This window comes from Chlorogloeopsis sp. ULAP02, assembly GCF_038404745.2.
Lineage (GTDB): Bacteria > Cyanobacteriota > Cyanobacteriia > Cyanobacteriales > Nostocaceae > Chlorogloeopsis.
Genome location: NZ_JAYKTT020000007.1, coordinates 38025 through 52952, shown reverse-complemented (window position 1 = coordinate 52952; position 14928 = coordinate 38025). Strand labels below are relative to the sequence as shown.

At 41.3% G+C, this 14928-nt stretch carries 11 protein-coding genes; 1 reads left to right on the top strand and 10 read right to left on the bottom strand.

Annotation, left to right across the window (positions count from 1 at the left end; all coding sequences use genetic code 11):
* Nucleotides 1–133 precede the first annotated feature (133 nt).
* Both U2718_RS05860 and U2718_RS05855 read right to left on the bottom strand, forming a co-directional pair.
* Nucleotides 134–1432, bottom strand: a complete 1299-nt coding sequence (locus U2718_RS05860) for a diguanylate cyclase domain-containing protein (protein WP_341995862.1) — start codon at nucleotides 1430–1432, stop codon at nucleotides 134–136.
* 635 nt (nucleotides 1433–2067) lie between these two features.
* Complete coding sequence (locus U2718_RS05855) at nucleotides 2068–2484, bottom strand: hypothetical protein (protein ID WP_341995829.1); 417 nt, start codon at nucleotides 2482–2484, stop codon at nucleotides 2068–2070.
* Nucleotides 2485–2870: 386 nt separating this feature from the next.
* On the opposite strand from U2718_RS05855, the gene U2718_RS05850 reads away from it, so the two are divergent.
* On the top strand, nucleotides 2871–3323 hold the full coding sequence (locus tag U2718_RS05850; protein ID WP_341995827.1) for an Hsp20/alpha crystallin family protein: 453 nt from the start codon (nucleotides 2871–2873) through the stop codon (nucleotides 3321–3323).
* 144 nt (nucleotides 3324–3467) lie between these two features.
* On the opposite strand, the gene U2718_RS05845 is transcribed toward U2718_RS05850, so the two are convergent.
* The 8 genes from U2718_RS05845 to U2718_RS05810 form a co-directional block, all read right to left on the bottom strand.
* The gene (locus U2718_RS05845) at nucleotides 3468–4151 is read right to left on the bottom strand and encodes a methyltransferase domain-containing protein (RefSeq protein ID WP_341995826.1); all 684 of its coding nucleotides are present in this window, start codon (nucleotides 4149–4151) and stop codon (nucleotides 3468–3470) included.
* Nucleotides 4152–4239: 88 nt separating this feature from the next.
* Complete coding sequence (locus U2718_RS05840; protein WP_341995824.1) at nucleotides 4240–5604, bottom strand: APC family permease; 1365 nt, start codon at nucleotides 5602–5604, stop codon at nucleotides 4240–4242.
* A gap of 24 nt (nucleotides 5605–5628) precedes the next feature.
* Nucleotides 5629–6222, bottom strand: coding sequence for a hypothetical protein (locus U2718_RS05835; RefSeq protein WP_341995822.1), 594 nt, complete (start codon nucleotides 6220–6222; stop codon nucleotides 5629–5631).
* Nucleotides 6223–7039: 817 nt separating this feature from the next.
* Nucleotides 7040–9343, bottom strand: coding sequence for a M20/M25/M40 family metallo-hydrolase (locus tag U2718_RS05830; RefSeq protein ID WP_341995821.1), 2304 nt, complete (start codon nucleotides 9341–9343; stop codon nucleotides 7040–7042).
* A gap of 232 nt (nucleotides 9344–9575) precedes the next feature.
* Complete coding sequence (locus U2718_RS05825) at nucleotides 9576–10937, bottom strand: MFS transporter (RefSeq protein ID WP_341995819.1); 1362 nt, start codon at nucleotides 10935–10937, stop codon at nucleotides 9576–9578.
* Nucleotides 10938–11093: 156 nt separating this feature from the next.
* On the bottom strand, nucleotides 11094–12353 hold the full coding sequence (locus U2718_RS05820) for an ATP-grasp domain-containing protein (protein WP_341995817.1): 1260 nt from the start codon (nucleotides 12351–12353) through the stop codon (nucleotides 11094–11096).
* A gap of 155 nt (nucleotides 12354–12508) precedes the next feature.
* The gene (locus U2718_RS05815; protein WP_341995815.1) at nucleotides 12509–13204 is read right to left on the bottom strand and encodes a YggS family pyridoxal phosphate-dependent enzyme; all 696 of its coding nucleotides are present in this window, start codon (nucleotides 13202–13204) and stop codon (nucleotides 12509–12511) included.
* A 15-nt stretch (nucleotides 13205–13219) separates the two neighbouring features.
* A complete protein-coding gene (locus U2718_RS05810) occupies nucleotides 13220–14734 on the bottom strand; it encodes an amidophosphoribosyltransferase (RefSeq protein WP_341995813.1) in 1515 nt (504 codons plus the stop codon).
* Nucleotides 14735–14928 lie beyond the last annotated feature (194 nt).

Below are 14928 nucleotides of genomic sequence, written 5' to 3'. Positions count from 1 at the left end.
GTCATAAATTTTATAGATTATGTCTCATAAATTCAATCCAAAGCTATATAAATGAGGGTGTTGTAGCTTTTAGATTGTTCTTGAATCATACGGCGTTTTACTTCTACTCTGAACTATTATTTGTGTTATATTTTTAACTAATTAGCCGCTCATCAAAAATGATATAATTTGCTTTGCCTTGTTCCTTAGCGCGGTACATAGCAGCATCTGCATCCCGCAACAGATTTCTTGGTTCTTCATAGCCATCTTCGCTCAAAGCAATACCAATACTCGCTGTTGTCAGTAATTGATACCCATTAAGGTAAATAGGCAACTTTAAAGTTTCTTGAATCCGTTTGGCAACATTGATAGCATCGCTCACATCTTTGATATCTTCTAAAAGCACTGCAAATTCATCACCACCAAATCTGGCAACTGTATCGCCACTGCGTAAGCACGATTCTAAGCGCCGAGCGATCGCAACCAAAAAATCATCACCCATGCTGTGTCCGAAGCGATCGTTAATTCCCTTGAAGCCATCCAGATCTAAGAACAGAACAGCAAAGTGATAGTTTTGCCTTCTTTTACAATGCTCCAGCGCTTGTTTGAGACGATCTAGAAATAAAACACGGTTGGGTAGCGCTGTAAGTCCGTCGTAAAAAGCATTTTGGAGTAGCTGTGCTTCTGTCTGTTTGCGCTCTTGGATGTTTTGAAGAACTAAAACTGCGCCTGTAACTTGACCAAAATTATCGCGAATAGGTGCAATACTATCTCCAATTGATATTTCTCTTCCATCCTTGGCAATTAATACACAATTATCTGGTAGCCTCAAAACCGTATTTGTTTCTATTGCTTGCGTAACTAAGTTATTCAGATTTTCTCTTGTATCTTGATTGACTAAATTTAAGACTTCTACTAAATTTTTCCCTAGTACCTCATGTTCATTGCAACCAGTAAGTATTTCTGCTTCTGGATTCATAATTTGAATACAAGCATTAATATCTGTTACAACTACTGCACAACTCATACTATGAATAATTGACAGTAGCCTTTGCTTGTCTGACTGTAATTTCTTGTGAATTTTGTGTTTATAAAGAGCAATTTCGATGGCAACGCGCAAGTCTGTTTCGGTAAATGGTTTAATAATGTAGCTCAAATGCTCTTTTAATTTATTTTGATGTAATATTTTAGATTCAGAATAATCTGTTATAAATAAAACTGGTATTTGAAATTGATTTTGAATGATATCTACCACTTGGGAGCTATTCGCTACATCTGTCAAGCAAATATCAAGCAATACTAAGCTTGGATTAATTTCTGTTACTCTGTTGATTGCTTCTTCCGCGGAATCGAGAATATCGAAAACGGTGTATCCTAACTTCTGTAAACTTCTCCTAATATATACAGCTAGAATTTTTTCATTTTCAACAATTAGGATTTTTGGAGCGCTCATGCTAAAAGCACCGTGTTTATCAGGTTCGGATGTCTTTACTGATTTCATGCGAACTTATCAGAAAGTGATCCTATCATAATAAATATCAGAACTTCCTGTGTGTGGTTTAACTAAGATGTTATTAAATTCTCAAATAAATATTTGTCAGTGCCAATATCAGAATTTTTCTAACAGTAATTAGGATACTTTTTACATCTTGATATCAATTTATTATTATCATCTCTTAGTTGTACATATAAAAAATAATACTAAAAGTTACATAAATTACTTAGATAAACAATCTCTGAATTCGACTTTATCCATTTAAGCTGCGTAAATAGTCATATCTCTCAAAAGTTCAAATAAAGCGCGAGGGAGGTTTGTAATTTCAGTGGATTTAGATGATGAAAAAGCCCAGCCCGGCAAAAACGGCGCACTAAAGCAAGCGGGCTACTAAAAAGCCAGTAATGATTTTGAACATCAAATAGTTTGTCGAATTTTCTAGTCGTAATTATGTTTGTAAATGGTGCGCTAATTGCGATCCGTAAGACTTTGGTTTGGGCATGGGCTGTTTTTCGCCAAAAAGGTATCAGAACTTAGGGAAAAGTTTTATTCGCCAATCCTTCATTCATGTTTTTGACTTTTAGGTATAAACTTTAGCGTGTATTAACAGCCTTATATTGTCGTGTCTCTCCAAAATCTCTACTATTGCTAGCTGTCGTTGCAGACTTTTTACTTAATGAAGTACTGCCAAGAAAGCTAGAAAAGGCAAATAGCATCCAACCCAAGCAGATATGCTTTCGCATCTGCCAATCGTGCTGCTTACTAGCTATGATCGATTTTGTGTTGGCTTCGATCATTTCTTGCTCCCAACACCCTAATGCACCGATCGCGAAAAAGCCAGTGCTCAGGAGTGAGGAAATTGCGATGATTTTGAGAATACGGCGCTCTAAGGCTTGCTGTACCCTAAAACGCTTGACACGACGGTTATAGGCAAGCAACTTACCTTTGTCTGTACGCTCTAAATACTCTCTTTGAGCTAAGGGATAGGTAATTTGTCTGTTATAAGTCATTTTTTCTTACCTGTGCGTGATTGTGCTATGTAATTAAGATTTTAGATTTAGTGGTTCATCTTAGACTGATGCGATCGCTTGCACTACATTCCAAAGGAAGAATTCAACTTTCTTTGGTAAGAAGCTTCGGAGCGATCGCATTCTCAACAAGCGTACTTGCTACTGAATGAGTACGAAGAAAAAATCAATATTTTTTAGTCGAGTTTACCGAACTTAAATACTAGAATAAACCGTAATATTTGATTAGAAACAAATGTACGGGAATCATGATTAAATTAGTACAAAAAACCGAATATACTCTTTTTTAAATCTACATAATATAAAAATGTAAGTATAAATTAAGTAATAACTAATTAAACAAAATCTAAGTGAAGTGAGGGAGATATATGACACTAGTTCGTTGGAATCCTTGGAGAGAAGTTGACACTCTACAACGTCAATTTAACCGTTTATTTGAAGAAACTTTAGCCCCATACACATCATGGGAAAAAGATTTGACAAGAGTTCCTGCTGCTGAAATTTCTGAAACAGATGATGCTATTCATCTCAAGCTAGAAGTTCCAGGAATGGAAGCTAAAGAGCTTGATGTGCAAGTGACAGAAGATGCTGTTTACATTAGTGGTGAACGCAAGCAACAAACTAAAACTGAAGATAAGGGTGTTACCAAGAGCGAATTTTATTATGGTAAATTTCAACGTCTAATTCCTCTATCTGCCCGGATTGAAAATACCAATGTTACAGCAGAATACAAAGATGGAATTTTGAATCTGACATTGCCAAAAGCTCAAGCAGAAAAAAATAAAGTCGTTAAAGTCAATTTAGAACAAACAACTGCCTAAATCTGGCTTTGATGAATGATTTTATTGTCAGTGAACAGACACATATTGTGTGCTTAGTAGTGTGATTGTGTAATATAAATTTAAGCCTGGTTGCATGACAGTAACCAGGCTTTTTGTTGGTTTGAAACTAGATGGTAATCAAATTTACAGTAAATTAGCCGGAGGGTTTTTAGGAATTCTCCAAACGTAAACTGTTCTTCCTTCCACTTGCTCTACTCTTTCCGGTTTCCACTCACCCATATCAAAAGCATGAGAAACTACAAGAGTGCCTGGTTTGAGTTCCTTCAACAGCTTGGGACGGAGTTTAACGTTAATATCAGGCAATAAGTAGAGTGTTACTACTGTTGCTTCACTCAAGTCAGTTTGAAATAAGTCTTGCTGACGAAACTCAACGCGATCAGTTACTCCTGCCTTACGAGCATTTTCGTTAGCCTCTTGAATACGTTCTGGATCGATGTCGATACCAATTCCCCGTGCTCCATATTTCTGAGCAGCAGTAATTGGAATTCGCCCGTCACCACTACCAAGATCGTAAACAACATCATTTTTATCCACCTGCCCAAGTTTTAGCATTCTGTCTACAACTTGCTGGGGCGTTGGTACATAGGGAACATCGGCTGGGCGTTCTTGAGGCTGTGTTGTGGTAGTGGGTGCAGGTGCTTGGGCTTGAGTGTTGTTAACTGGTTCTTGTTGTGCTGCGGTAGTGGAAGCAGGTGTTTGTTGCGACTCTACTGCTACATTATCCTGTTGGGTAGTGCAGCCAGCAATACTTAAGCTTGCAACACTAATTCCAGTAAGCACGCCAAGGAGTAATTTTTTTGTCTGCATAATTTATATCCTGAATCAAGATTGAACTACAAATTGCAAATTATTTGTGCTAAAGACTGAGAAATAGGAAAGTTGTGTGAATTAATCACTAACTTCTGCGGTAACGATGCTGGTTCCATACCAAAAACGGTATACCCGCAGCCACTACTAAAACGCCCACAATTGCTCCCACATTGGTGTAAGCCAAGCTGGAATAAAGTAGGTAGCCACAAACTAAACAAAAAAGTAGTGGTGTTAGTGGATATAAAGGTACGCGAAATGGGCGTAATACATTCGGATCTTGTCGGCGCAGCACAAACAAGGATATTCCTGAAAGTAGAAAGAAAAACCAAAAAACTGGTGCAGTGTAGTCTACCATCGTTTCAAATCCTCTACGGGTGAAGGCACCTAATAACACCAAAACTAGAGCGATCGCTCCTTGCAAAAGGTATGCAGATGTAGGAGCGCTGGAACGTTGCTGCCAGTGTCCCATAAATCCGAACAAAGAAAAGTCTTGCCCTAGTGCATAATTTGTACGTGCGCCTGTAAAAATAGTGGCATTGATTGCACCTAAAGCAGAAATAGCGATCAAAAGACTGATAAATATCGCTCCTGGTTGCCCAAGTATGTTTCGCATTAAAGCGGCTGCTACTGCTTGTGACTGTGCCATTTGGGCAAATCCCAAACCCCGTAAATAAGCGACATTAATCAGCAAGTAAATAGCGGTAATAATGCCTATACTCCAAATTAGCGATCGCAGAATATTGCGCCGTCGATTCTGAATTTCCGCAGAGATAAAAGCTGCTTCATTCCAGCCACCGTAAGACAATAAAACAAATAGCATTGCCAGTCCCCAAGATCCTTCTGTAGGGGGAGGAGGTGAACTAGGAGCAGCAGGAGTACCAACAGCGACAATTCCAATGCCAATTACTAACAGCAAACCGATGACTTTCGCAGCAGTTAGCCAGTTTTGCATCCACTTGCCCTGCTGTAAACCAAGAATGTTTAAGCCAGTAAGTAAAGCGATCGCTACTGCTGCATATAAAGAAGAGGAAAAAGTGCCAAGACGCAACACCTCAGAAAGATAATCCCCAAAAATAAATGCTAGCAGAGTAATCGAACCTGTTTGAATCACAGTCATTCGCGCCCAGGCAAACAAAAAGGCAACATTTAATCCAAAAGCACGCTTAAGGTAATAATAAGTACCTCCCACATCCGGATAAGTAGTTGCTAACTCTGCATAGCACAAAGCGCCAATTAGAGATACTAAGCCCCCAACTAACCATAACAACAGTGCTATTAACCCATTACCAGTATTAGCAGCTACCACGGCAGGGGTTTCAAAGATACCTGCGCCTATGACAATACCGACAATTAAAGCAACCGCATCAAATAATGTCAGTGATGGCTTTGGGCTTGCTACTTCGGTTGTAGCTCCTTGCTGAACAAAAGCGTAATCCTCACGTCTATTCACTAAAAGTACCCTTGCGTGAAAGTTCTAAAAGTTGTAGCCCACGCCCAGTAGCAATCCAACTTCAGTATCATTAATAAAACCAACATTTACTCCAGCCGTTGCCGTAAATTGATTAGATAAGGGGACATCAACACCGCCGCTCAACAAAAAGCCCAGATCGTCATCGTCACCCGTGGAAATCAGTGCACCTGCACCTAAGTAGGGAGCTACATTCAGTTGTTGTTGGGGCGTACCTGTTACCGATTGAGTGACAAAGTCAACTGTCACAGGAATGAGAAAAACGGGATTGTCTTTAATCAAGGCAGCGGGGCGAACAGAAAAGTTTCTGCCCAAACCAATTTTGGTAATGATAGAAAAGGCACCTTCACTTAAAGTGGTATCGCCGCCCAAGCCAATATTACCGCCAACTCCGATATAGCTGCGCCCTCCACGGGTAGCTCTACCTGGTGAAAATCCTTGCGCTATCTTTTGATTAGTAGCCAAAGAAGTTGCTTTTTGTTCGGCAACTGGTGTAGATACAAGGGATGCATGGGCGTTAGCGTTGAGTCCGCTAAATCCTGCGATCGCAACCGCAAAACTTAGTATAGACACAATTTGCTTCATCAAACGAAAATACATAACTAAAATCCTTGTGCATATTTATAAAAAACCGAGGAATCTTGAGTTATGTTCCTGATTTCATATTTAAGAGCAAATGTGACAGGAAAATGACAACAACGGTGAATAAATGAAAAATTTTCTTCCTTATCTTGAAAATAAGGCAGTAAGTGAGACAGCCCCCGTCATGAAAGTCACATCTTACTCTACAGGAAGCTGCTGTGACGTGCGTCTCTAACTCAGCACCACACACATAGCACATAGCAGCTACTTACCCTATGGGGAACTTCAAGGGAAAGTGGCAGCTTACCAAACAGTAGGGCAAAAGGAAAAACCCAATCTTCATTTCCAATCCATCCACGATATGATCTGTCTGCGACAATATCGCGTTAGGAGCTACTAATTGTATTAATTCGTCTTTTACCAGAAGTATTCGCATCACATCTGCTCATATGTCATTTGCTCTCACGTTTAGAGTAGAAAATCGATGCAATACCAACTTCCTCCAGGGGTAAGATTTCAGCACAAATAGTGCTTACGCCAAATCTCTCTAAAATCCTCTTTTCTTCCTAACCTCGGCATTCTTTGCGGTTTTTTGCAGTTTATTATTCCATAACTCGTGTGTAAGTCCCGACAATGCTCAGTTTCGTCAAAAAATTTGCTCCCTTGTCATCATTGCGCGATCGCCTCTTTCATCGCAAAAATTAGTATTAGCAGAATTTCTGATTAAATAAATACCTAAACAAAATTAATTACACATTTTTTTACTGTTCCCATTCCCTGTTAAAAGTTCCCTTGCCTCCACTCATAACTTTAATTTTGCCTAGCCACTTATGCATCACAAAGTAAAGTATTTGCTTACTAGAGTTGCATCACTCAATCTAAAAGCTGTAGACATCATATAGTTGGGTTTTTGCTGAAAAGATTTACCTGGAATTTCAGGCAGATCATCTGATTGATCCACAACTCTAATTTTTACTGGTTGGGATGTCTTGACTTCTAAAGTTAGCTTTATCCCCTCTTGAGGTAGAGCAAAATAATTTAATCCCCAAACTTTTTCAAGTTCAGTGTGCGTGTCTTTAAAGTTATTGTCAATTGGTTTGCCATCAATTGCAGCAGCTAAAACCTTCGTATTTGAGTCTACAAATACTCGTAGAACACGTGCTTGCCTGGGTGAAGTAATATGAATCTGCAAGTTTCGCACTCCACCGATAATTTTGTCACTAATTAACTCTAGATTTGGTGGGGTTAGTGGTACTACAGGAGCCTGACTTGTAAGAAATTTTCTTGATAGTGTGGGTAAATATTCAGCTAATTTAATTTGTTTTATATCTTGAGAAAGAAATTGCGATGTCCATTCATCTGGCTTTTCATCGGCACTTGCCCAAATGGCTTGCCCTGTATCTGCATTTAAACCATAAAAGATACTATTTGGTTTGGGGTGTTGAGCGCTAAAACCTGCTGTGAAACTTCCAAAGAGAATAAAACTTAAACTGATTAGTATCGAAGTCAGAGGCAACAACCATTTGTTAGGCATTGACATCAAGCAAAGGTGGGGAATTAGCAGTCCCAGAAGTAGTACTACCATAACTGTTACTACTCCAAACATACTCAGAGCAAGTGCAACAAATACCAGGTAGATTGTGGGAACAAGTAAAATAATTCCTGGAATGGCACAAACAGACAAAACCAGCCAGCGTTTTTCCTTAGTATAGTCCCGTTCTTTAGTGACGAATATCAATCCCAACCCGATCAGGCTAAATAGTAGTGGCAATGTAAATAAATAACTAGCACCTGGTAAAAATATGCTAGTTAGCACCATTAATATCAACCACCACAGCAACGCGCCAACTGTTAAATTTTGTACACATACTTTTTTACGGAAATAAACGTAGAGACTAGAAATTACTGCAATGGAGAGGGCAACAAAAGCGATCGCATAAAAATTACTGTTATAAGTATCACCTTGAGGAATAGTTCTATACTCGCTGTAAATATTACTTATTATCCACCAAAATAGCGTTACAATTATTACCGTAATGACCATACTACCAAGAAAAGCAAAGCAGCCTAAACTCATCCCAGCAAAAGTTAACTGTCTTCTTCTCAAACCGAGCACTACCACCCCAATAAATAATAGGCTGACAAAAGCTGTCAACGGAGCAACCCACGCTTCGGGATAGTGAATCAGTGCTAAACCCAAGATGTCAAAGTAAACAGCATCACTAGCTTTCGGTTTTTGTAAATCTAAGTTGCCAAAATGACGTGTTAAAGCCAAAGCATAGTCACCGTGATGTTGAAGACTGCGTTCATTAATATTTTTTAAATTGTCAGCAAAAGAATGATAATAAACAACACCATTTAAATAGGCAAAATTAAATCCGGCTAATCCTGCGGCTTTGAACATCGTTAAATCTGTATCATTTGGCAAAAGTTTGTAAATGCTATGTGTGAGTGAATTTGCCACAGGATGCTTCACAGCTTTAGCAAACTCATTAATCAACCAGCCATTCTCGCTGCTGGTTTCAAACATTATCGACGCACCACTATTTCCCCGTGCTTCAAAATTAAACACAAGACCAACATCCCTAGCCCAACGGTGTTCATCTACAAAACCCTTTGCCCCTAAAAGTCCTGGTTCCTCACCATCAGTAAAAAGAAAAATAACATCATTTCTTAGAGGTAAACTTACTTTTAATGCCCTAATAGTTTCCAGCATTGCCGCAACCGCAGCACCATCATCACTAGCACCAGGGCTACTAGGAACCGAGTCATAGTGAGCAGCAATCAAGATAGCCTTAGTATTATCTGTTCCTGGGATTTTAGCAATAATATTATGCACAGTTCCGGCGATAAATGGAGTACCCCATCTTGGGTTAACAACAGTTGTTTGCTGAACTTCTGGGCTAAGTCCCATAGCAGTCAGTTGGTTGAAAATATAATCCCCTACTATTGCCTGTTCCGGTGAACCTATAGGGTGGGGTTTTTGGGCGATCGCTTCCAGATGTTTCATCGCTCGACCAGAAGAAAACTCAACCAGAGGCGCATTTATGGGTACTGCGGCAGGCGGCTGTACCTGATAAATTCCGAGCAATGCAAAAAATAGGAGCAATAAAAATGTCAAAAATCTCAGCTTTTTCATATTCAAATACCTCTCTAACACATATATTGCACCTCACCTTGAACACCCTTGTACTAAAGTACAAGTCTTATAGCTAAAGTCCGTTTCAACGGGCTAAAAGATATGTCTAGTAAGCTTTAGCTGACTTTCGTTTTTAGCCAAGAAATTTATTTTTTGACAGTCGAACAATAGGTGCAAGATATAACCTAACTCTTATTCCTTTGCGCTCCCTGTGCCTGGAGTGGTTTTATTCTTACGGGACTGGTGCGTCAGTATCTTTGTCTTTCACTATGACAGGAAATGGCTCGGCGATCGCATCTGGTAATTCCTCTTCCACCAATCGCAAACGGGGATACAAATAACCTGCAACCATTAGCAGCACAGTAAGCATTCCGATGACCACAAACAATAGGGCAATGCCATATCCTTTGCCGACACCAATCACTTGTCCCACACTGCCAGCTAAAGGCCCATTCACAGCTAGTAGCGGTTCAAATACCTTGTCAGCCAACGCTCCGGCCACTGGATAAGCAAGAGGTAAAGCTGCCCAAGCGATCGCACGGCGCACAGCAAATACCCGTCCTTGCACCTCAGGTGCAACTTTTTTCTGCCAAATCACCTGACTGGCGCTGTTAATGATTGGCAAGCCGAAAAAGTAAACAAAGGCAGTCACAAAGAAAACTGGGAGCAAAGGTTTGAATCCCGCCAAGAAAATGGCTAAACCACCCAACAGCGTAAAGCTAAAAACTGCATAAATAGGTCGCTTGAAATTTCCCCAAACGCTTACCACCAGACTGCCAACTAGCATACCGCAGCCGCCAGTGGTTAGTACCTGACCAAGCATCGCCACAGATGTAAAAGCTAACGCCAGAGGAGTAACCAGCACACTGACAATTCCGGTGAGGAAATTAAGAGCAGCAATAAATATGAGCAGGCTGAACAGTCCAGGTCGAGCGGTTATGTAACTCCAACCGTAGACTGCTTCGTGTAGTAGCGAGCTTTTCTGGGCTTTACTATCAGCGGTAGTTTTGGGGCTAGGAAATCGGACACTCAGTAGTGTGAGCAGCGAAAACACAAAAGTGGCAAAATCAATTAGAATGACACCTTTAACCTGGATTTGACTAACCAAAACCCCCGCGATCGCTGGTGAGAGAATTTGTGCTGTTGCTTCTGCTAGCTGCACCATGCCACTGGCACGACCAAGCTGTTGTTTAGGAACGAGCAACGTAGTAGCAGCCACGTAAGCAGGCCATTGAAAGGCACTAAAGGCAGAACTGATAGCACTCGCTAGATAAATCTGCCAGACTTCTAGCCTACCCGCCAACAGGAGTAGGGCGATCGCGAGAGTACTCAACGCCGCCCCAGAGTCACTCAATATCATTGCCCAGCGTCTATCCCAGCGATCAATCAGCACGCCTGCTAGCGGTGATACCAGGATGCCCGGCAGCGTAGTGAACAGTGAAATGAGCGCAAATTGGGTGACCGAACCAGTGCGCTGATACACCCAGATACCCAGAGCAAAGCCAGTGAGACCGGAGCCGATAAGCGAGACAAGTTGCCCAAACCAGATGAGGGTAAAGACCCACATTTGAGAAATTGCAAAGCATTTTGCCATCTTCTTTTTTCTCAACAGTTAACTCTGTTGGGTATAAGTGGATTGAATTAAAACTTCCAGTTGAAATCTAAAATTTCTCTAAAATTGCTGAGTGCTTTGCCCAGTAAAGAATTCAAACAGGCATTCGCTTGCTCAAATCGACCGTCCCTAGTAACTTTATGCTTTGACCACTTCATACAAACCATTTCGCTCAAGCTCGCGAATGGTGTGATAGTCTTTGCGAAGAACCTCCGAATCTTCGTGGATCAGATAAACATAACCAGGAGATGTGAGTGAATCGATAGTCTTTCTCAACCGATTGCCAACAGAAATTGACAAATACATATCGAAAAAAGACGGCAGCTTTCTAATTTCGTCTATCTGAGACATCGATTTTAGGATACCCTCGCGTTCTGAAATCAAGGAAACGTAAAGCAGATTTTGATGAAGCGAATAGGGGCTTGCGACCTTTTCCAAAAATTTTTCAGGGTGAACATAAGATTCTACAGTAAGTTCAACCTGATTACGCCCCATAGATTTTGAAACGGCTGCGGGAAGGATAGAGCCAGCCAATCTTGCACCAGTTTCGATCAAAACTGGTCTCTGTTCTATCATCATGACTTCACTATGGGCAGGCCCAAACTGAATTTTTAGGGCGTCCAGCACATCTTTGATATAGTCGCGAAGTTTCGCTTGCACTGCCCCCTCAAATGGTAAGGGTTCCTCAATATCATAAATGTAGCCACCGTTAGGTACTTTCCGTTTATGATACTGCCAAATTTCGGCAATATGATGCTTACCTTGCACGCTTACGGTATTGACAAAATACTCAGTTCCATCAAGAAATTCTTGGGCAAGAACCTCACTGTTCTGCTGACCCATCAAATTTCGGCTTTGGATGATCCGCTGGAAAGCCGAAACAATCTCGCTCTCGCTTTCGCAAAAAATAACATTGTCGGTACCCGCACTATTGATCGGCTTCAGCACAACTGGCCATTTTCCTCTGTTGTTCGCCCATGATAGGATTTCATCAACTGTCGCAGACTTGATATGATTTACACATCCAAGACCAGCATTGCGAAGTGCCTCGACCATCTCAAACTTATTACGTCTGGCTTTGCTGAATGCAGATTTGTTTGAAGGCAATCCCATTTTTTCGCTGAGGATGTCACCCAGTTCAACTCCGGATTCGGTTCCCACAATTAGGAAAGCGATATCATACTGTGAGGTTCGTTCCAGCGTTTCATCCAGATTGCCTTCATAAATAATATTTTCAATGAAGTCTGCTCGATTGAAAGATGCTCTATAAATCTCCGGAATTACTGGTGTACTCTGCACATGAACGCAATCAAACCCATGTTTTCTCAGTTCCGATGGCAGGAATCGACCAGTTGAGTAGGCATCGACAATCAAACACAATCTTGGTTCCGACTTCATTTGACACTCCTATGGCAAGGTAATTACAATTCCAAACTTTTTACAAGATGAGTCGATAGTTTGATTACAACAGCCAAAGTGGTTAGAACATCAACAGATGATAAAACTTAGACACCAAAAGTCTTATATCCCTGTCCCCTGTTATAACAGTACTGTCACACAACTCGATGACCGAAGATTGCGGTTCCAACGCGGACATGAGTAGCACCACAACTGATCGCCAACTCGTAGTCTCTGCTCATTCCCATACTAATTGCAGGTAATTGGTGTCGTTCGGCAATTTCTCTGAGCAAGTTAAAATGCGGCGCTGGATCGAGATCGGCTGGTGGAATACACATCACACCAAAAACAGGAAGCTGGAAATCTTCGATGCAAGTATCAATGAACCGATTTGCTTCCCAAGGCGTTACTCCGGCTTTTTGGGCTTCTTCGCCAGTATTAACTTGAACAAAGCATTTTGGGAAGCGCCCTTGCTGTTTCATTTCTTTGCTTAGAGATTCAGCGAGTTTTAGGCTATCCAGGGTTTGAATCACATTGAAAAGAGCTACAGCTTTTCGTACTTTGTTAGTCTGCAACGGGCCGATTAGATGTAGTTCGATGTCGGGATACTCACCCTTCAATTCTGACCATTTACTGGTAGCCTCTTGTACCCTGCTCTCGCCAAAGATTCTTTGCCCCTCGTCAAGTACTGCTCGTACCGTATCGCAGCCGTGGGTTTTACTGACCGCAATTAAAGATACTGACCCTGACGCTCGATTTACAGCCTGCGCTGCTTGGGAAACTTTGACCCTGACAGATTGAAGATTGGTTGCAACTTGTTTAGATGTTGATATATGATAGCTGGTTTTCATGTTATTATTTCAACCTTAAATAGGAATAGTAGAAACTTCAAACATATGTTTTTGCACTCGTTGCATCTTGTTGAATAACCTGACACCACCTGGCGTTGGATATTGAGAGTTAATACACGCTAGACAGGTATCCTCAATTTTAATGTCGATCGCATCAAGCAGCCCTTCAAGAGAAAGAAAACGCAGGGACTTAACATTCAATATTTCAGCCATTTGATTCAAGGTTGATGTCGGCAGCATACCTGCGTTTAATTGCACGGCAAATGCAGATGCAAAAAGTTCTTTTTGGTTTGGAATATCAATACCGTAAAAACAAGGGGACAGGATGGGCGGACATGCTATCCTCAGATGAATTTCTTTCGGAGTACACTGCTTTTGTATGAGTTCGAGAATCGCTCGGAGCGTAGTTGCACGAACCAGACTATCATCTACGATGAATACGCGCTTGTTGTCGATGACGTGAGAGACGAATGAATATTTTTCGTAAGCTTTTTTTGAACGCTCCCGTTCAATAAATGTTCGTCCACTATATCGACTGCTAATAATTCCATCCTTGTGAGGAAGTCCAAGGACATTGGCATAGGATCTACCTATAATTGATGCCGACTCTGGAACAGAAATCACAACACAATCGCCGTCAATTTCTTCGCTTTCTTCTACAGCAAGGTTTTCTCCAAGTTTCTCCCGTGCCTGATAAATCGGTATATCCTCGAAAGTTGAAGCAAGATGCGAAAAGTATACAAATTCAAAGAAGCAATGACTTCGTTGAGGAGTAAAAAGTTGTGTAGACTTGACCTGTTTCAGATTCTTATGAACGCAAATTAGTTCTCCTGGTTTAACCGCTTTGATGTTTTTCCCATACCGCAATAATGCATTGGTTTCACTGGCGAAGAATACAAAACCATCGTCAGTGATTGTGTAATGGAGGGGACGGAAGCCATACCGATCGCGATAGACTGAGAGATTGCCTTCAGCATCTAGATAAGCACAATTGAATGCCCCATCAACAGTCTTTTGCATTTGCCGGAATAGATCGCATATGTCTGGTATTGCCTGATTTTCCCGTAATATGCCGAGATAGAAAGTGAGCGCCTCAGCATCACTCCCATATTGCAAGTGGAAGCCAGCCCGCTCAATCAGTTCCCCAAGCTCCGCATAATTAGTAAGATTGCCAGCAAAACAAAAGGCAAAGCAGTGAGAAGGATTTTGAGCCTGCCACTCAAAGGGTTGAGCTAATTCAGGCTCATCCGTCCCACAGGTTGCATAGCGCACATGACCAATAACCGCCGTTCCAGAAAAAACATCCGAGAGAGTAAACTGTTCCCTGGCAACCCCCTTAAACACATCTCTGACTAAGCCATTGGCTTTGAATGTCTGTAAAGCTCGCCCTTGATATGGATTGTGGTATGTGATCCCAGCGCTCAGTTGCCCGCGGTGTTGGAGGGCGGAAAGCCCGTCGATCACGTTCGGTATCACATTGTGCAAGCCAGTAAGATCGTAAGCAGCAAATATTCCGCAATTATCTTTCATGGAGCCTTTTGAAATTGAAAATAATCACTTGGAACCCAACGCATTGCCTGATGGAAGAGGCTGAATGCGCCTTTGAAGTTGCCTTTGGTGCAGGATTAAGTTTTCAGTAACACCTAACGTCAATCAACGAGCAACTAGGCATAGCTGACGCAAGCGATCGCACAATGTAATATCGTAATATCGATGTAGACAGG